14 protein-coding genes are annotated in these 16,696 nt (G+C 67.5%); 12 read left to right on the top strand and 2 right to left on the bottom strand.

What is annotated here, in order from left to right; genetic code table 11:
* The first annotated feature begins 79 nt into the window (after positions 1-79).
* From VNQ78_RS20980 to eda, 3 genes are all read left to right on the top strand, one after another.
* Positions 80-1,303, top strand: a complete 1,224-nt coding sequence (locus tag VNQ78_RS20980; protein ID WP_325693862.1) for a glutathionylspermidine synthase family protein — start codon at positions 80-82, stop codon at positions 1,301-1,303.
* 3 nt (positions 1,304-1,306) lie between these two features.
* A complete protein-coding gene (locus tag VNQ78_RS20975; RefSeq protein WP_325693859.1) occupies positions 1,307-1,903 on the top strand; it encodes a DUF1190 domain-containing protein in 597 nt (198 codons plus the stop codon).
* A 91-nt stretch (positions 1,904-1,994) separates the two neighbouring features.
* Positions 1,995-2,636: a bifunctional 4-hydroxy-2-oxoglutarate aldolase/2-dehydro-3-deoxy-phosphogluconate aldolase gene (gene eda, locus VNQ78_RS20970; protein ID WP_325693856.1), complete on the top strand. Its 642-nt coding sequence runs from the start codon at positions 1,995-1,997 to the stop codon at positions 2,634-2,636.
* Between the two features lie 55 nt (positions 2,637-2,691).
* Here the strand turns inward: eda and xseA are convergent, their stop codons facing one another.
* Positions 2,692-4,260: an exodeoxyribonuclease VII large subunit gene (xseA, locus tag VNQ78_RS20965; protein ID WP_325693999.1), complete on the bottom strand. Its 1,569-nt coding sequence runs from the start codon at positions 4,258-4,260 to the stop codon at positions 2,692-2,694.
* Positions 4,261-4,366: 106 nt separating this feature from the next.
* Between xseA and purD the strand changes: the two genes are divergently transcribed.
* From purD to VNQ78_RS20920, 9 genes are all read left to right on the top strand, one after another.
* Positions 4,367-5,629: a phosphoribosylamine--glycine ligase gene (gene purD / locus VNQ78_RS20960; RefSeq protein WP_325693853.1), complete on the top strand. Its 1,263-nt coding sequence runs from the start codon at positions 4,367-4,369 to the stop codon at positions 5,627-5,629.
* 338 nt (positions 5,630-5,967) lie between these two features.
* Positions 5,968-7,530 carry a 2-isopropylmalate synthase gene (locus VNQ78_RS20955; protein ID WP_325693850.1) on the top strand — a complete coding sequence of 521 codons (1,563 nt, stop codon included), beginning with the start codon at positions 5,968-5,970 and terminating at the stop codon, positions 7,528-7,530.
* 279 nt (positions 7,531-7,809) lie between these two features.
* On the top strand, positions 7,810-8,844 hold the full coding sequence (locus VNQ78_RS20950) for a rod shape-determining protein (protein ID WP_325693848.1): 1,035 nt from the start codon (positions 7,810-7,812) through the stop codon (positions 8,842-8,844).
* A gap of 13 nt (positions 8,845-8,857) precedes the next feature.
* Positions 8,858-9,790, top strand: a complete 933-nt coding sequence (mreC, locus tag VNQ78_RS20945) for a rod shape-determining protein MreC (protein WP_325693847.1) — start codon at positions 8,858-8,860, stop codon at positions 9,788-9,790.
* Positions 9,783-10,313, top strand: coding sequence for a rod shape-determining protein MreD (locus tag VNQ78_RS20940; RefSeq protein ID WP_325693845.1), 531 nt, complete (start codon positions 9,783-9,785; stop codon positions 10,311-10,313). The genes mreC and VNQ78_RS20940 overlap by 8 nt, the downstream gene beginning before the upstream one ends.
* A 4-nt stretch (positions 10,314-10,317) precedes the next feature.
* Positions 10,318-12,261 carry a penicillin-binding protein 2 gene (gene mrdA / locus VNQ78_RS20935; protein WP_325693842.1) on the top strand — a complete coding sequence of 648 codons (1,944 nt, stop codon included), beginning with the start codon at positions 10,318-10,320 and terminating at the stop codon, positions 12,259-12,261.
* 1 nt (position 12,262) lies between these two features.
* The gene (rodA, locus tag VNQ78_RS20930) at positions 12,263-13,402 is read left to right on the top strand and encodes a rod shape-determining protein RodA (protein ID WP_325693840.1); all 1,140 of its coding nucleotides are present in this window, start codon (positions 12,263-12,265) and stop codon (positions 13,400-13,402) included.
* Positions 13,402-14,322, top strand: a complete 921-nt coding sequence (locus tag VNQ78_RS20925; RefSeq protein ID WP_325693837.1) for a glyoxylate/hydroxypyruvate reductase A — start codon at positions 13,402-13,404, stop codon at positions 14,320-14,322. Before rodA ends, VNQ78_RS20925 begins: the two co-directional genes overlap by 1 nt.
* A gap of 83 nt (positions 14,323-14,405) precedes the next feature.
* The gene (locus tag VNQ78_RS20920; RefSeq protein ID WP_325693834.1) at positions 14,406-15,827 is read left to right on the top strand and encodes a mannose-1-phosphate guanylyltransferase/mannose-6-phosphate isomerase; all 1,422 of its coding nucleotides are present in this window, start codon (positions 14,406-14,408) and stop codon (positions 15,825-15,827) included.
* 59 nt (positions 15,828-15,886) lie between these two features.
* Here the strand turns inward: VNQ78_RS20920 and VNQ78_RS20915 are convergent, their stop codons facing one another.
* Entirely contained in the window at positions 15,887-16,501 is a 615-nt protein-coding gene (locus VNQ78_RS20915; protein WP_325693832.1) for a TetR family transcriptional regulator C-terminal domain-containing protein, read from the bottom strand.
* Between the last annotated feature and the right edge of the window lie 195 nt (positions 16,502-16,696).

The following is a 16,696-nucleotide window of genomic DNA, read 5'->3' as shown; positions in this document are numbered from 1 at the left end:
ACTGCCTTCGCCGGCGCCGGACGCCATTCGGGGTTGAACAAGGCGGCGCAGTCCGCCATGTCGGTCCCGAGGAGAGACCATGGAAAAACGCATCCTGCCCGAGCGTCCCGGCTGGCGCGACGAGGCCGAAAAGCTCGGCTTCACCTTCGCCGACATGGGGGGCGAGCCCTATTGGGACGAAACCAGCGCCTATCGCTTCACGCTGCACCAGATCGAGGCCGATATCGAGGGGCCTTCGCAGGAACTCCACCAGATGTGCCGCGAGGCCGTGGGCCGGGCCCTCACCGATGAGGAATGGCTGGACCGGCTGGCCATCCCGCCCGAGCATCGCGACTTTGTCGCCGCAAGCTGGGCGCAGGGCGAGCCGGAGCTTTATGGCCGCTTCGACCTTGCCTATGACGGCAAGGGTCCGGCGAAGCTGCTGGAATACAATGCCGACACCCCGACCTCGCTTTACGAAAGCGCCTCGTTCCAGTGGCTTTGGTTCGAGGAGCAGCAGGCGCTTGGCGTGCTGGGCGAGGATACCGACCAGTTCAACTCGATCCACGAGGCGCTCGTCACCCGCTTCGCCGAGATCTGCGCGCCGGGCGAGGAGGTCCATTTCGCCGCCGATGCCGAGAACCCCGAAGATTACGCCACGGTCGAGGCGCTGGCATGGGCCGCGCGCGAGGCGGGACTTGGCGCGCATTTCACCGATCTCGCGCAGATCGGACTGACCGATGAGGGGCAATTCGCCGATGACCAGTCGCGGGTGATCGGGACGCTTTTCAAGCTCTACCCGTGGGAAGACATGCTGCGCGACGATTTCGCCGCGCATCTGCAACCCTCTGGCACCCGCTTCATCGAGCCGCCATGGAAGGCGATCCTGTCGAACAAGGGGATACTGCCCCTCTTGTGGGAGATGTTCCCCGGCCATCCGAACCTGCTGCCGGCCTTCTTCCTTGCCGATCTGGGCGACGCGCTGACCGGCGGGAGGCCCGCGGCGCGCATCGCGAGTGCATGGGACGCGGCGCAGGGCCAGCTTGCGCAGGGCTATGTGACCAAACCCATCTTCTCGCGCGAGGGGGCGGGCGTCACCCTCTTCGAGGGCGGCCACACCACCGCCGCCACTGGTGACGAGAGCTATTCGCATCACCCGCTGATCCTGCAGGCGATGGCGAAATTGCCGGAATTCGATGGCTTCCATCCCGTCGTCGGTTCGTGGATGGTGGGCGAGACCTGCTGCGGCATCGGCCTGCGCGAAGACCGCGCGCGCATCACCCACAACCTGTCGCGCTTCAAGCCGCATTACATCGAGGGCTGACACATGATCCGACGCAAACGCTCCCGCCATGTCGCGCTGGTCCTTGCCGGGGCTGCGACGCTTGCTCTGGCCGGTTGCAGGGAGGAGCAGGTCGATGCGCAATCCTTCCCCGACCTCGACAGCTGCATCGCGGCCAGCAAGGATGCGAGCCTGTGGTTCACCGAGGACGATTGCCGCAAGAACTTCGCCGCCGCCCAGAAGGAGTTCGAGGAGACCGCGCCGCGCTATGCCTCGAAGGAGCTTTGCGAGGCCGAACATGGCGCGGGGAATTGCGGCGGCGACCAGACGGCGCAGCAATCGGGCGGCGGCTTCTCGTTCATGCCGCTGCTGATGGGCTATATGATGGGGTCGATGCTGTCGCGCGGCGGCGGCATCTTCTCGCAGCCGATGGTGCGGACGGCGGATGGCCGCTATGCGACGCCGAAGGGCGACCAGAGCTTTGCCACGAACCGGGGTGCCGGGAAGGTGCCCTCCCAGACCTTCCAGCGCGCGCCGACCACCTTGGGCAAGCCGCCGATGACTGCCGCCGACGTGCGCCAGCGCGGCGGTTTCGGCGCGGCGCGGACCAATGCGGGCGCCGGGCGGTCCTTCGGCGGCTGAAGCGCCGCTAACGCTAACACCCGCGCTTGAACCCGCGCCCGGAAAAGCGCAACCTGCCGGGGAAATTTCCGACCCGAGCCGAGGAATGCCCATGACGCCCGAAATCCAGTCCCAGAAAAGCCGCGCGCTCTGCGAACTCGCGCCGGTGATCCCGGTCCTCGTCGTCGGCGATGCCGCACGCGCCGAAGGTCTGGCCACCGCGCTGGTCGCGGGCGGGCTGCCGGTCCTCGAGGTCACGCTGCGCACGCCCGCGGCACTAAGCGCGATCCGCGAGATGGCGAAAGTGCCGGGCGGCCATGTCGGCGCGGGCACCGTGCTGACCCCCGATGACGCGAAGCGCGCGAAGGATGCGGGGGCAAGCTTTGCCGTCTCGCCCGGCGCGACCGAGCGGCTGGTCCGGGCCTGCGAGGAGATCGGCCTGCCCCTGCTGCCCGGCGCGGTCACCGCCTCGGAGGTGATGCGGGCGATGGAATATGGCTATTCGATGCTGAAGTTCTTTCCCGCCGAAGCCGCCGGCGGCGCGAAATCGCTGAAGTCGCTGGCCGGTCCGTTGCCGCAGGTCAGCTTCTGCCCGACCGGGGGCGTGACGCCTGCCAATGCGCCCGAATATCTGGCGCTTCCGAACGTGATCTGCGTCGGCGGCAGCTGGATCTCGCCCGACGCGGATGTCGCGGCGGGGAACTGGCAGGCGATCGAGGCGCGCGCGCGGGAAGCGGCGGGGCTGCGCGGCTAGATCCGCGCCGGGGGCGCTGCCCCCGGACCCCCGGGGTATTTTCGAAACAGTGAAATCAGAAGAGGGATTTCTGCTTGCCCGAGTCCTCGGGCGGCGTGTCCTTTTCCGTGCGCCTTGAGGGGCTGTCCGGGCGGGCCTGCATCTTGTCGCGGTTCGCGAACTCGATCTCGAATCGCGGCAGGCGCATGGCTTCGGCCGAGCTGGTGATCAGGCCTTCGGGGCCGCGGATGATCGCGAAGCCGCGGCGCAGGGTTTCGTTATAGCCGAGCGTCTGGCGCAGGCGGTCGGTGCGCTCGAGCCGCTCGCGCCGTGGGGGCAGGATGCGGGAGGCGGCGGCGAGAAGGCGGCGGTTCAGCACCTCGGTCCGGTCGCGGTCGCGTCGGATGTTTCTGGCCGCGTCGGCGAGCATCCGCGCCCGCGCCCTTGCGAGGCGTTCGCCGAGTTCGGACACTCTTTCGGCATGGCGCGGCGCGAGCCTTGCCGCCCGGAGGGACAAAAGCTTCGAGAGTTCGTCGAGCCGGTCGCGGCGGTGACGGACCGTCGCGCGCAGGACCGAGACCGAGAGCGGCAGCGCCGCGAGCCTTGCCCGACGGGATATGACGAAGTTCCTGAGCGCGGGTTCCAGCCGGTCCCCGACCAGGTCGAAGCGCTGGCGGGCGGGCTGGATCAGCGCTTGCGGCCGGCCAAGCGCGCGGGCGAGGTCGGTCAGCCTCTGGCGCTGGCGCTGCTGGCGGGACTGTCCGGCCCTGATCATCCGCGTGCCGTATTCGCCGAGCCGCGCGAGGAGGTCGGCGCGGACCGGCACCGCCATTTCGGCCGCGGCGGTGGGCGTCGGCGCGCGGCGGTCGGAGGCAAAGTCGATCAGGGTGGTGTCGGTCTCGTGCCCCACGGCCGAGATCAGGGGGATGGCGCTTGCGGCGGCGGCGCGGACGACCGATTCCTCGTTGAAGCCCCAGAGATCCTCGAGGCTGCCGCCGCCACGGGCGACGATGATGAGATCGGGGCGCGGGACCGGCCCGGCGGGATCGAGCGCGTTGAAGCCCTGGATGGCGGCGGTGACCTGCGGGGCGCACCCCTCGCCCTGCACCGCCACCGGCCAGATCAGCACCCGGGTCGGGAAGCGGTCGCGGAGCCGGTGCAGGATATCCCGGATCACCGCGCCCGAGGGCGAGGTGACGACGCCGATCACCCGCGGCAGGAACGGGAGCGGGCGCTTTTTCGCCTCGTCGAAGAGCCCCTCGGCAGCCAGCGCCTTGCGGCGCTTTTCCAGCATCATCATCAGCGCGCCGGCGCCCGCGGGTTCGATCTCATCGACAATGAGCTGGTATTTCGACTGGCCGGGGAAGGTGGTGAGCCTGCCGGTGGCGATGACCTCGATCCCCTCCTCGGGGCGGGTCGAGAGGCGGGCCGCCTGCCCCTTCCAGGTCACGGCGGCGATGACCGAGCGGTCGTCCTTGAGGTCGAAATAGATGTGCCCGGAGGAAGGTCGCGAGACGCGGCCGATCTCTCCCCTGACGCGGACGCGGCCGAACTCGCCCTCGAGCACGCGTTTGACCGCGCCCGAGATCTCGGAGACGGTGAACTCATGGGCGTTGCTGCCGGGGGTGTCTTCGAAAAGCTCCATGACCGGGTTCTGGCCCGAGCCCGGGCCGGGCGCAAGGGAAGTTTCGGATTGATCCCGCACCGGGCAATTCCTATGAGGCGCCTGTGAACGACACGGGGGCCTGTCCATGAACATCCTGATCCTCGGCAGCGGAGGGCGCGAACATGCGCTGGCCTGGGCGATCCGCCAGAACCCGAAATGCGACCGGCTTTTCGTCGCGCCGGGCAATGCCGGGATGGAGCCGCTGGCGCGTCTTGCCGCGCTCGACATCCTCTCGGGCCCGGCGGTCATCGCCTTTTGCGAGGAGAACGCCATCGACCTCGTGGTGATCGGGCCCGAGGCGCCGCTGGCGGCGGGTGTGGCCGATGACCTGCGCGCGGCCGGGATCCTGGCCTTCGGTCCCTCGAAGGCGGCGGCCATGCTGGAGGCGTCGAAGAGCTTCACCAAGGAGGTCTGTGACGCCTGCGGTGCGCCGACCGCAGCATGGGCGCGCTTTGACGCGGCCGGACCGGCGCGGGCCTATATCGCCGAGAAGGGCGCGCCGATCGTCATCAAGGCGGACGGGCTCGCCGCAGGCAAGGGCGTCACCGTCGCCATGACCGAGGCCGAGGCCATTGCCGCCATCGACGATGCCTTTGGCGGCGCCTTTGGCGAGGCCGGGGCCGAGGTGGTGATCGAGGAGTTCATGGCGGGCGAGGAGGCGAGCTTCTTCATCCTCTGCGACGGCGAGAACTGCCTGCCGATCGGCACCGCGCAGGACCACAAGCGCGTCGGCGACGGCGATACCGGGCCGAATACCGGCGGCATGGGCGCCTATTCCCCCGCCCCGGTGCTGACGCAAGCGATCCAGGATGCGGTCATGGCCGAGATCGTCCGCCCCACCGTCGCCGAGATGGCGCGGCGCGGAACGCCCTTTCAGGGGGTGCTCTATGCCGGGCTGATGATCGAGGACGGGCGCGCGCGCCTTGTCGAATATAATGTCCGCTTCGGCGATCCCGAATGCCAGGTGCTGATGATGCGGCTGGGCGCGCAGGCGCTGGACCTGATCCTGGCCTGCGCGGAAGGACGGCTGGGCGAGACCGCCGTGAGCTGGGCCGATGACCATGCCCTGACCGTGGTGCTGGCCGCCCGCGGCTATCCCGGCAGCTATGAGAAGGGCAGCGAGATCCGCGGCCTTGACGCGCTGGTCGAGGATTCCTCGCATATGGTCTTTCACGCGGGAACGGCGCGCCGGGATGGCGTGCTGATCGCCACGGGCGGGCGCGTGCTGGCCGCGACCGGGCGCGGGGAGACGCTGGCCGAGGCGCATGCGCGCGCCTATGCGCTGGCCGACGCGATCGACTGGCCGGGCGGGTTCTATCGCCGTGACATCGGCTGGCGCGCGCTTTGAGATGTTTCCCCCGGTGACGCGGTCGGCGGGGGGTATTTCAGAAACGGTGAAACCGGGGCGGTGCTGGAAGATGGCGCCGCCCTTGCCTTTTTGCCTGCGTCAAAATTCTGCCGCCACGTCAATTTCTGCCTTTTCAAGCGCATGGCAGGGGACATATAGTCCGCCCCATGACTCGGATGCGACATATCGCCACCACCCGGAACGCGCAGATCGGCGCGCGTTTCGCCGTGAGCCTCCGCGGTCTTCTCCTTCTTACGCTGCGCTGAGCGGGTCTCCGGGCCGCCGCTCAGTCTGGTCGCGCCCGGACCTGCAAGAGCGTAACGAAGGATTCCAGAGACATGACCGACAAGAACCGCGTATTGATTTTCGACACCACCCTGCGTGACGGCGAGCAGTCGCCCGGCGCGACCATGACCCATGCCGAGAAGCTGGAAATCGCCCAGATGCTCGATGAGATGGGCGTGGACATCATCGAGGCGGGCTTTCCGATCGCCTCGGAGGGGGATTTCGCCGCGGTGAGCGAGATTGCCAAACGCAGCCGGAACTCGGTGATCTGCGGGCTGGCACGGGCGCAGGTTCCCGATATCGACCGCTGCTGGGAGGCGGTGAAGCTGGCCGCGCGGCCGCGCATCCACACCTTCATCGGCACCTCGCCGCTGCATCGCGCCATTCCGAACCTGGACATGGACCAGATGGCCGAGCGCATCCACCAGACCGTGACCCATGCGCGGAACCTCTGCGACAACGTGCAATGGTCGCCGATGGACGCGACCCGGACCGAGCATGACTATCTGTGCCGCGTGGTCGAGATCGCGATCAAGGCGGGTGCGACGACGATCAACATCCCCGATACCGTCGGCTATACCGCGCCGCGCGAATCCGCCGCGCTGATCCGAATGCTGCTGGAGCGCGTCCCCGGCGCCGACGAGGTCATCTTCGCGACCCATTGCCACAACGATCTGGGCATGGCGACGGCCAACAGCCTCGCCGCGGTCGAGGCGGGCGCGCGCCAGATCGAATGCACCATCAACGGTCTGGGCGAGCGTGCCGGCAATACCGCGCTGGAGGAGGTCGTGATGGCGCTGAAGGTGCGCCATGACATCATGCCCTATGACACCGGCATCGACACGACCAAGATCATGGGGATCTCGCGCCGGGTTTCGGCCGTCTCCGGGTTCGCCGTCCAGTTCAACAAGGCGATCGTCGGCAAGAACGCCTTCCTGCACGAATCCGGCATTCATCAGGACGGCGTGCTGAAGAATGTCGAGACCTTCGAGATCATGCGCCCCGCCGATATCGGCCTGAACGAGGCCAATATCGTCATGGGCAAGCATTCGGGCCGCGCCGCGCTGCGCTCGAAGCTGCATGATCTGGGTTACGATCTGGGCGACAACCAGTTGAAGGACGTCTTCGTCCGCTTCAAGGCGCTGGCCGACCGCAAGAAGGAAGTCTATGACGACGACCTGGTCGCGCTGATGCAGGACAGCGCCGCCAATACCGAGAACGACTATCTGCAGGTCAAGCATCTGCGCGTCATCTGCGGCAGCGACGGCCAGTCCGCCGACCTGACCATGATCGTCGGCGGCGAGGAGAAGACCGTCCATGCCACCGGCGACGGTCCGGTCGATGCCTGCTTCAATGCCGTGAAGGCGATCTGGCCGCATAATGCCATTTTGCAGCTCTATCAGGTCCATGCCGTGACCGAGGGCACGGATGCGCAGGCGACCGTCAGCGTCAGGATGGAGGAGGAAGGCCGCATCGCCACCGGGCAGGCCGCCGATACCGACACCATCCTCGCCAGCGTCAAGGCCTATGTCGGCGCGCTGAACCGGCTGAAGGTGCGCCGCGAGACGGTCGGCGAGGGCGCCGACGCGAAGCAGGTCAGCATGTATTCGCATTGAGAACGGAGGGGCGGCGATCGGGCCGCCCCTTTTCTTTCCCATAAGTCGCCGCCGGAAACCCCGGCCGCGAGCGCCGGAGTCATACCCGGAAGCAATGCTGCCGCCCGCCTTTGCGTCACCTGCGCAAGCGGGACGCATATTCCGGGTTTTCCCGCCGCAAATGGCGTCCTATATGTCGCGCGTCTCAGGCGGCGCGACTCAATGGGGCAAAGGTAGAATGGCCGTCGACCAACGACGGCGAACCGCCGTCGCGGCAGGGACGGCAGAAGGGATAGTCACATGGCCTTTGGCGGGTTGTTTTCCACGGACATCGCGATCGACCTCGGCACGGCGAACACGCTGATCTATGTCAAGGGCAAGGGCATCATCCTGAACGAGCCCTCGGTCGTGGCCTATCACGTCAAGGACGGCAAGAAACAGGTGTTGGCCGTCGGCGAGGATGCCAAGCTGATGCTTGGCCGGACCCCCGGCTCGATCGAGGCCATCCGCCCGATGCGCGAAGGCGTCATCGCCGATTTCGACAGCGCCGAGGAGATGATCAAGCATTTCATCAAGAAGGTGTTCAAGCGCACGACCTTCTCGAAGCCCAAGATCATCATCTGCGTCCCGCATGGCGCCACCCCGGTCGAGAAGCGCGCGATCCGCCAGTCGGTCCTGTCCGCAGGCGCCCGCAAGGCCGGCCTGATCGCCGAGCCGATCGCAGCCGCCATCGGCGCGGGCATGCCGATCACCGAGCCGACCGGCAGCATGGTCGTCGATATCGGCGGCGGCACCACCGAGGTCGCGGTCCTGTCGCTGGGCGACGTGGTCTATGCGCGCTCGGTCCGCATCGGCGGCGACCGCATGGATGACGCGCTGATCAACTACCTCCGCCGCAACCACAACCTGCTGATCGGGGAATCGACCGCCGAGCGCGTGAAGACCCAGATCGGCACCGCGCGGATGCCCGATGACGGGCGGGGCGCGACGATCATGGTGCGTGGTCGCGACCTGCTGAACGGGATCCCCAAGGAAATGGAGATCACCCAGGCCATGGTCGCCGAGGCGCTGGCCGAGCCGGTGCAGCAGATCTGCGAGGCCGTGATGGTCGCGCTGGAGGCGACGCCCCCGGATCTTGCCGCCGACATCGTCGATCGCGGCGTGATGCTGACCGGCGGCGGCGCGATGCTGGGCGAACTGGATCTGGCGCTGCGCGAGCAGACCGGGCTTTCGATCAGCCTTGCCGACCAGCCGATGAGCTGCGTGGCACTGGGCACGGGCAAGGCGCTGGAATATGAAAAGCAGCTGCGCCACGTGATCGACTACGACAGCTGATCGGTGACGGCCCATGGCGCGCAAGGGCCCAGATTACGCGGCTCCGGTCCGCCGCATCCTCGTCTCGCTGCTGGTCCTCGTGCTGCTGGCGGTCTTTCTGTTCTGGCAGATCGACAGCCCGCGGGCCGAGCGCATCCGCTCGGCGGTGATCGACCGCTTCGTGCCAAGCTTTGGCTGGGCCATGAGCCCGGTCACCCGGCTGAGCCGCATGGTGGCCGGGTTCGAATCCTATGCCCGGCTTTATGAGCAGAACCAGGAATTGCGGCGCGAGCTGCAGAAGATGTCCGCCTGGAAGGAAGCCGCCGTCCAGCTTGAGCAGGAGAATGCCAAGCTCCTTGCCCAGAACAGCGTCAGGATCGACCCTGCCCTGACCTCGGTTTCGGGCGTGGTGCTGACCGACAGCGGCACCGCCTTCCGCCAGTCGGTGCTGCTGAACGTGGGCGCGCGGGACGGCATCCTCGACGGCTGGGCGACGATGGACGGGCTTGGCCTTGTCGGCCGCATCTCGGGCGTGGGCGAGACGACCAGCCGGGTGATGCTGCTGACCGATCCGTCGAGCCGGATTCCGGTGACGATCCTGCCCTCGGGGCAGAATGCGCTGCTCGGGGGCGACAATACCGCCCTGCCCGCCCTCGACTTCATCGAAAGCCCCGAGAATATCCGCCCCGGCGACCGGGTCACCAGCTCGGGCGATGGCGGTGTCTTTCCGCCCGGCCTGCTGGTCGGACAGGTGGCGCAGGCCAGCGATGGCAGGCTGCGGGTCCGACTTGCCGCCGATTACGGCCGGCTCGAATTTCTGCGCGTGCTGCGCAGCCACCCCTCGGAGCGGCTGGCCGATACCGGCCTGCTGATCCCGCCGCCCCCGGCCGAGTTCATCGGCCCACCCATGCCGCCGGCAATGGGCATGGACCCTGCCGCCCGCCCGGAGGAGGCGCGGAATGATTGATCCGCAGCGGCGTCGACGGCTCGCGGGTCAGGTTCTGTTCATCCTGCTGTTCCTCGCGATCCTGTTCCTGCGTCTCATGCCGCTCAACCCCGGACGGGTGATCTGGCCGGGACCGGACCTCGCCGCCTGTCTGGCGCTGGCCTGGGTGCTGCGCCGCCCCGAGCAGGTGCCGGCGCTGACCCTCGCGCTGCTTTTCCTGCTCGAGGACGTGCTGCTCCTGCGCCCGCTGGGCCTTTGGGCCGCGGTCATGGTCATCGGGACCGAAGCCGCAAGGACGCGCGAGCAGCGTTGGCGCGAGCTGCCATTCATGGTTGAATGGCTGCGGGTGGCGATCCTGCTTGCGCTGATGCTGCTGGGATATCGCCTGGTCCTGGCGGTGTTCTTCCTTCCCCTGCCGCCGCTGGGCCAGGTGATCCTGCAATACATCGCGACCATCGGGGCCTATCCCCTGACCGTCGGGCTGATGCACTGGCCGCTTGGCCTCAGGCGCAGCCTTTCCGAATCTGACACGAGGCGCCGCTAGAGCCATGCGCAAGTCGCAAAAGGAAATCGCCGAAAGCAGTCGCCTGATCTCGCGTCGGGTGCTGATGCTGGGCGTCGTGCAGGCGGCGGTGATCAGCGCGCTGGGGCTGAAGCTGCGCTCGATGCAGCTGGAACATGCCGATGAATACCGGATGCTCTCGGACGGCAATTCGATCAAGATCCGCCTGCTGCCCCCGGCGCGGGGACTGATCCTCGACCGGAACGGCGTCATCATCGCCGGGAACGAGCAAAATTACCGCGTCACCCTGACGCGCGAGGATGCGGGCGACATCTCGACCGTGGTGGCGCGGCTGCGCCGGATCATCCCGATGACCGACCGACAGACGGCGGAGCTGATCGCCGAGATCCGCCGCCGCAGCGCGGTCACGCCGGTCATGGTGGCGGACCGCCTGACCTGGCAGGAGTTTTCGTCCGTCGCGCTGAACGCGCCCGCCCTGCCCGGCGTCACCCCGGAATCGGGCCTGTCCCGCAGCTATCCGCGCGCGGGCGACTTCTCGCATGTGCTTGGCTATGTCGGCCCGGTCTCGGATTACGACCTTTCCAAGATCGAGGATCCCGACCCGGTCCTGCGCCTGCCCGAGTTCCAGCTGGGCAAGGTCGGGATGGAGGCCAAGCTGGAGGACTCCCTGCGCGGCAAGGCCGGCAACCGCCGGGTCGAGGTGAACAGCGCCGGGCGCGAAATGCGCGAGCTGTCGCGGCAGGAAGGCCAGCAGGGCGCAACCGTCCAGACCACGATGGACGCGCATCTGCAGAACTTCGCCGCCCAGCGGCTCGGCAGCGAAAGCGCGGCGGCGGTGGTGATCGACGTGACCAATGGCGACATCGTCGCCATGTGTTCCTCGCCGGTATTCGACCCGAACAAGTTCGTGCGCGGGATCAGCTCGGCCGATTACCGCGAGTTGATGCAGCACGATCATCGCCCGCTGGCCGACAAGACGGTGCAGGGCGCCTATCCACCCGGCTCGACCTTCAAGATGGTGACCATGCTCGCCGGGCTGGAGGCCGGGGTCATCAATCCCGGCTCGCGCTTCTTCTGCCCCGGATATATCACGGTGGCCGGCCGCCGCTTCCATTGCTGGAGCCGGGGCGGCCACGGCTCGATCGACGCGATCCGCAGCCTCGAGCATTCCTGCGACGTCTATTATTACGAACTGGCGCAGAAGGTCGGGATCGACCGCATCGCCGCCATGGCCCGGCGGCTGGGGATCGGGGTCAGGCACGACCTGCCGATGTCCGCCATCACCGAGGGCATCGCCCCCGACCGCGCCTGGAAGATGGAACGCTACCAGCAGGAATGGCAGGTCGGCGATTCCATCAACGCCTCGATCGGCCAGGGCTATGTGCTGGCCTCGCCCTTGCAACTCGCGGTGATGACCGCGCGGGTGGCGACCGGCCGCGCGGTCGAGCCGCGCCTTGTCCGCGCGATCGACGGCGTGGTCCAGCCGGTGCCGGATTTCCCCGAACTCGGCATCAACCCCCTGCACCTGCGCACCGCGCGGGGGGGCATGGATGCGGTGATGAATGCCGCGCGCGGCACCGCGCGCCGTGCCCGCATCGCGGCCGAGGAATGGCGCATGGCCGGCAAGACCGGCACCTCGCAGGTCAGGAACATCACCGCGGCCGAGCGCGCCCGCGGCGTGATCTCGAACGACCAGCTGCCCTGGAACCGTCGCGACCACGCGCTGTTCGTCTGCTACGCCCCCTTCGACGCGCCGCGTTATGCCGTTTCGGTCGTGGTCGAACATGGCGGCGGCGGCTCGGCGGTCGCGGCCCCGATTGCGCGCGACATCCTGCTCTTCGCGCTGGCGGGCGGGCTGCCGCCGCTCAGCGCCTATCCCGATGGCGAGCGCGCCAAGGTTCAGGAGATCTGGTCCAAGATGAACCTGATGCCGCAATCGGCCCCCAAGACCACCCGCGCGAAAGCCTGACATGAGCTATCTCGATTACACGGTCGAACGCGTCCCGACCGGCTGGCGCAAGATCCTCTATCTGAACTGGCCTCTGGTTTTCCTTGTCACGGCAGTCAGTTGCATCGGATTCCTCATGCTCTACTCGGTCTCGGGCGGAGAGATCGACCGCTGGGCCATGCCGCAGATGGAGCGTTTCGCGGCGGGCATGGTCCTCATGATCGCGCTGGCCTTCGTGCCGATCTGGTTCTGGCGCTCGATCTCGGTCGGGGCCTATGTGATCTGCGTGCTGCTGCTGGTGCTGGTCGAGGTCATGGGCCATGTCGGCATGGGTGCGCAGCGCTGGCTGATCGTCGGCCCGATCCGCATCCAGCCCTCGGAACTGACCAAGATCGCCTTCGTGATGACGCTGGCCGCCTATTACGACTGGCTGCCGGTCGAAAAGGTCTCGCGCCCGCTCTGGGTGCTGATCCCGGTCATCCTGATCCTGACGCCGACCGCGCTGGTGCTGATGCAGCCCGACCTTGGAACCTCGGTCATGCTGATCGCCGGGGGCGGGATCGTGATGTTCGCGGCCGGGGTCAGCCTGTGGTATTTCGGCGCGGTGATCGCCGTCGTCGTCGGCCTCGTCACCGCCGTGATGGAGAGCCGGGGCACCGACTGGCAGCTTCTGCATGACTACCAGTTCCGGCGTATCGACACCTTCCTCGACCCCGGCTCGGACCCCTTGGGGGCGGGCTACAACATCATGCAGGCGCAGATCGCGCTTGGCTCGGGCGGCTGGTCGGGGCGCGGCTTCATGCAGGGCACGCAGTCGCGGCTGAACTTCCTGCCCGAGAAGCATACCGACTTCATCTTCACCTCGCTGGCCGAGGAGTTCGGCTTTGTCGGCGCGGCCTCGCTGCTGGCGCTTTACATCCTGATCCTCGGCTTCTGCCTCCATTCGGCGCTGACCAACCGGGACCGTTTCGCCAGCCTGATGACGATCGGCATCGCGGGGACATTCTTCCTTTACTTCTCGATCAACATGGCCACGGTCATGGGAATGCTTCCGGCCAAGGGCTCGCCCCTGCCGCTGGTCAGTTACGGAGGGACTTCGCTGATGATTCTGCTGATGGGCTTCGGCATCCTGCAATCCGCCCATGTCCACAGGCCGCGCTGATGCGGGTGCTGTTCGCGGCCCCCGACCGGAACTGGGCCGAATGGTCCCCCGCCCTTGCCGCCGCCTGCCCCGAGATGGAGTTGCTGCGCGAGGGTGATCCGGCGAGCTTCGACGCGCTGATCTATGCGCCCGGCTACCCGGAGGACGGGACTACGCTGGACTTTTCGCCCTTCACCAATGCGCGGGTGGTGCAAAGCCTCTGGGCCGGGGTCGAGCGGATCGTGTCGAACCCGACCCTGACCCAGCCGCTCTGCCGGATGGTCGATCCGGGGCTGGCGCACGGCATGGCCGAATATTGCGCGGGCTGGGCCATGCGCCTGCATCTGGGGATGGACGGCCAGCATCAAGACGGTATCTGGCGCGGCGGTCGGTTCCCCCCGCTTGCGACGCAGCGCAGCGTCACGGTGCTGGGGATGGGAGAGATGGGGCGTGCGACGGCGGCGGCTCTGGCCGGGCTCGGCTTTCGCGTGACCGGCTGGTCGCATTCGGGGCGACCGGTGCCGGGCATCGAAACTCTCGCCGGACCCGACCTGCCCCGGGCGCTTGCGCGGGCCGAGATCCTCGTCTGCCTGCTGCCCGACACGCCCGAGACCCGCGACCTTCTGGACGCGGAAAGACTGGCCCTGTTGCCGCGGGGCGCGCGGATCATCAATGCCGGGCGCGGCACCCTGATCGACGAGGCGGCGCTGCTTGCCGCCCTTGACAGCGGGCATCTGGGCCATGCCGTCCTCGATGTCTTCCGCACCGAGCCCCTGCCCCCGGACCATCCGTTCTGGGCGCATCCGGGCGTCACCGTCACCCCGCATGTCGCGGCGGCGACCCGGCCAGAGACCGCAGCCCCGGTCGCGGCCGAGAACCTGCGCCGGGCGATGCGGGGCGAGGCCCTGCTGCACCTCGTCGATCGTCAGCGCGGCTATTGAGGCAGACCCGGCTTGCGCGGCGCGAAATCCCCATGGATAACTGCGGTTGCAAGTTGAACGGCCGCGCGCCGAGGGAGTGACGCATGGTGATGACCCCAGTTCTTCTGGCCGGCGGATCGGGGACGCGGCTCTGGCCGGTCTCGCGCAAGAGCTTTCCCAAGCAGTTCGCGCCGCTGATCGGGGAGGAATCGCTGTTTCAGGCCTCGGCCCGCCGCCTGTCCGGCACCCGCTTCGGCGCGCCGCTGGTGATGACCAATGCCGATTTCCGCTTCATCGTCGCCGAGCAGCTTGACCAGATCGGCATTGCCCCCGCCGCGATCCTGATCGAGCCTTCGGGGCGGAATACCGCACCAGCCATCCTGGCCGCGGCGCTGACCGTCGCCCGGACCGATCCCGACGGGCTGCTGCTGGTCGCGCCCTCGGATCATGTCGTCCCGGATGTCGAGGCCTTCTGCCGCGCGGTCGAGCTGGGCATACCCGCCGCCGAACAGGGCCAGATCGTCACCTTCGGGATCACGCCGACCCGGCCCGAGACCGGCTATGGCTATATGGAAGCCGCGGGCTCGGGCGAAGGCCCGGTCGAGCTTCGCCGCTTTGTCGAGAAACCCGACCTCGCGACCGCCGAGGCGATGATCGCCGATGGCAATTATCTGTGGAATGCGGGGATATTCCTCTTCTCGGCCTGGGCGATGATCGAAGCCTTTCGCGAACACGCCCCTCAGTTCATCGGGCCGGTCGAGCAGGCGCTCGGCGAGGCACGCACCGATCTGGGCTTCCTGCGCCTTGCCGCCGAGCCATGGGACGGGCTGCCGGATCTTTCGATCGACTATGCGGTGCTGGAAAAGGCCGACAACCTCTCGGTCGTGCGCTTTTCGGGTCATTGGTCGGATCTTGGCGGCTGGGATGCCGTCTGGCGCGAGGCGCAGGGCGACAGCCCGGCGGAACGCGGGGCGGTGACGGACGCCCGCTCGACCGCGATAGATTGCGACAATGTGCTGCTGCGCTCGCAGGACGAGGGGATCGAGGTCGTGGGCATCGGCCTGAAAGACGTCATGGTCGTGGCGACGAATGATGCTGTGCTGGTCGCCGGCATGGACCGCGCACAGGAGGTGAGGAAGGCCGTCTCGGCACTGAAAGCCAAGGGCGCGCGGCAGGCGGAGAGTTTCCTGCGCGACCACCGGCCCTGGGGCTGGTTCGAGACGCTGGCGCTGGCCGACCGCTTTCAGGTCAAGCGCATCGTCGTCAATCCGGGCGCGGCCCTGTCGCTGCAATCGCATTTCCACCGCTCCGAGCATTGGATCGTGGTCAGCGGCACCGCCAAGGTGACGGTCGATGACAAGGTCACGCTGGTGACAGAAAACCAGTCGATCTATGTCCCCCTGGGCGCGGTCCACCGGATGGAGAATCCCGGCAAGGTGCCGATGGTCCTGATCGAGGTCCAGACCGGCGCCTATCTGGGCGAGGATGACATCGTGCGCTACGAGGACGTCTATTCCCGGAGCTGACGGGCGAAGCCGGGGGCGCTGCCCCCGGACCCCCGGGGTATTTCGGAAACGGTGAAGTCTCAGCGCGTCAGCAGGCGGCGATAGAGCTGGTCGAGGAAGACCTGCGCCTCTGCATAGGGGTCATGGTCGGGGCCGAGGACGGCGCGGACCTGCACCTCGAAATCGGCGTAATGCTGGGTCAGCGCCCAGATCGAGAAGAGCAGATGATGCGGATCGACCTGGGCGATCCGCCCCTCGGCGATCCAGCCCGAGATCAGGGTGGATTTTTCCTCGACGAGGTCGCGCAGCTCGCCGCCGAGGATCGGGGCGAGGTGCCCGGCCCCCTGCAGCACCTCATTGGCGAAAAGCCGGCTTTCCTGCGGGTAATCGCGCGACATTTCCAGCTTGCGGCGCGCATAGGCAAGGATCTGGTCGGCCGGATCGCCCTCTGCCCGCAATTCGCGCAGTGGGCTTAGCCACATCTCGAGCAGGCCTTGCAGCAATGCGCTGTGAATCGCCTCCTTGGACGGGAAATAATAAAGGACGTTCGGCTTCGAGAGCCCCGCCGCCTCGGCGATCTGGTCGATGGTGGTTCCCGCGAATCCGCGTGCCGAAAATTCTTGCAGCGCCGCGGAAAGGATGGCCTCGCGGTTCTTTTGCTGGATGCGGCTTTGCCGGCGTGGCCTGTCGTCCATGGTTCTCCGTCAGGGCTGGGGGCAATAGTCGCGGGTGCCGGTATCGAGGCGCTTGACTGACCCTAGCCCCGTGCTAGCGTGATCCTGACCAAATGGTCAATATTTTGCGGAACGGCTCGTGCAGGCAGCCCGTGCGACCAATCCCGCCGACCGGACCGAAGAAGACGGCGGCCAGACAGGAAGGAAGACAGGATG

This window comes from Paracoccus sp. (in: a-proteobacteria) (assembly GCF_035556475.1).
GTDB lineage: Bacteria > Pseudomonadota > Alphaproteobacteria > Rhodobacterales > Rhodobacteraceae > Paracoccus.
Note: the sequence above shows the minus strand (reverse complement) of the source record. Positions and strands in the feature narration are given on the sequence as shown.

What these genes read in the sequence shown, in the direction of transcription:
- VNQ78_RS20980 (WP_325693862.1), top strand. Translation starts at nt 80, where the DNA reads ATGGAAAAACGCATCCTGCCCGAGCGTCCCGGCTGGCGCGACGAGGCC.
- mrdA (WP_325693842.1), top strand. Translation starts at nt 10,318, where the DNA reads ATGCGCAAGTCGCAAAAGGAAATCGCCGAAAGCAGTCGCCTGATCTCG.
- eda (WP_325693856.1), top strand. Translation starts at nt 1,995, where the DNA reads ATGACGCCCGAAATCCAGTCCCAGAAAAGCCGCGCGCTCTGCGAACTC.
- VNQ78_RS20940 (WP_325693845.1), top strand. Translation starts at nt 9,783, where the DNA reads ATGATTGATCCGCAGCGGCGTCGACGGCTCGCGGGTCAGGTTCTGTTC.
- VNQ78_RS20950 (WP_325693848.1), top strand. Translation starts at nt 7,810, where the DNA reads ATGGCCTTTGGCGGGTTGTTTTCCACGGACATCGCGATCGACCTCGGC.
- VNQ78_RS20975 (WP_325693859.1), top strand. Translation starts at nt 1,307, where the DNA reads ATGATCCGACGCAAACGCTCCCGCCATGTCGCGCTGGTCCTTGCCGGG.
- mreC (WP_325693847.1), top strand. Translation starts at nt 8,858, where the DNA reads ATGGCGCGCAAGGGCCCAGATTACGCGGCTCCGGTCCGCCGCATCCTC.
- VNQ78_RS20920 (WP_325693834.1), top strand. Translation starts at nt 14,406, where the DNA reads ATGGTGATGACCCCAGTTCTTCTGGCCGGCGGATCGGGGACGCGGCTC.
- VNQ78_RS20915 (WP_325693832.1), bottom strand. Translation starts at nt 16,501, where the DNA reads ATGGACGACAGGCCACGCCGGCAAAGCCGCATCCAGCAAAAGAACCGC.
- VNQ78_RS20955 (WP_325693850.1), top strand. Translation starts at nt 5,968, where the DNA reads ATGACCGACAAGAACCGCGTATTGATTTTCGACACCACCCTGCGTGAC.
- VNQ78_RS20925 (WP_325693837.1), top strand. Translation starts at nt 13,402, where the DNA reads ATGCGGGTGCTGTTCGCGGCCCCCGACCGGAACTGGGCCGAATGGTCC.
- purD (WP_325693853.1), top strand. Translation starts at nt 4,367, where the DNA reads ATGAACATCCTGATCCTCGGCAGCGGAGGGCGCGAACATGCGCTGGCC.
- xseA (WP_325693999.1), bottom strand. Translation starts at nt 4,260, where the DNA reads ATGGAGCTTTTCGAAGACACCCCCGGCAGCAACGCCCATGAGTTCACC.
- rodA (WP_325693840.1), top strand. Translation starts at nt 12,263, where the DNA reads ATGAGCTATCTCGATTACACGGTCGAACGCGTCCCGACCGGCTGGCGC.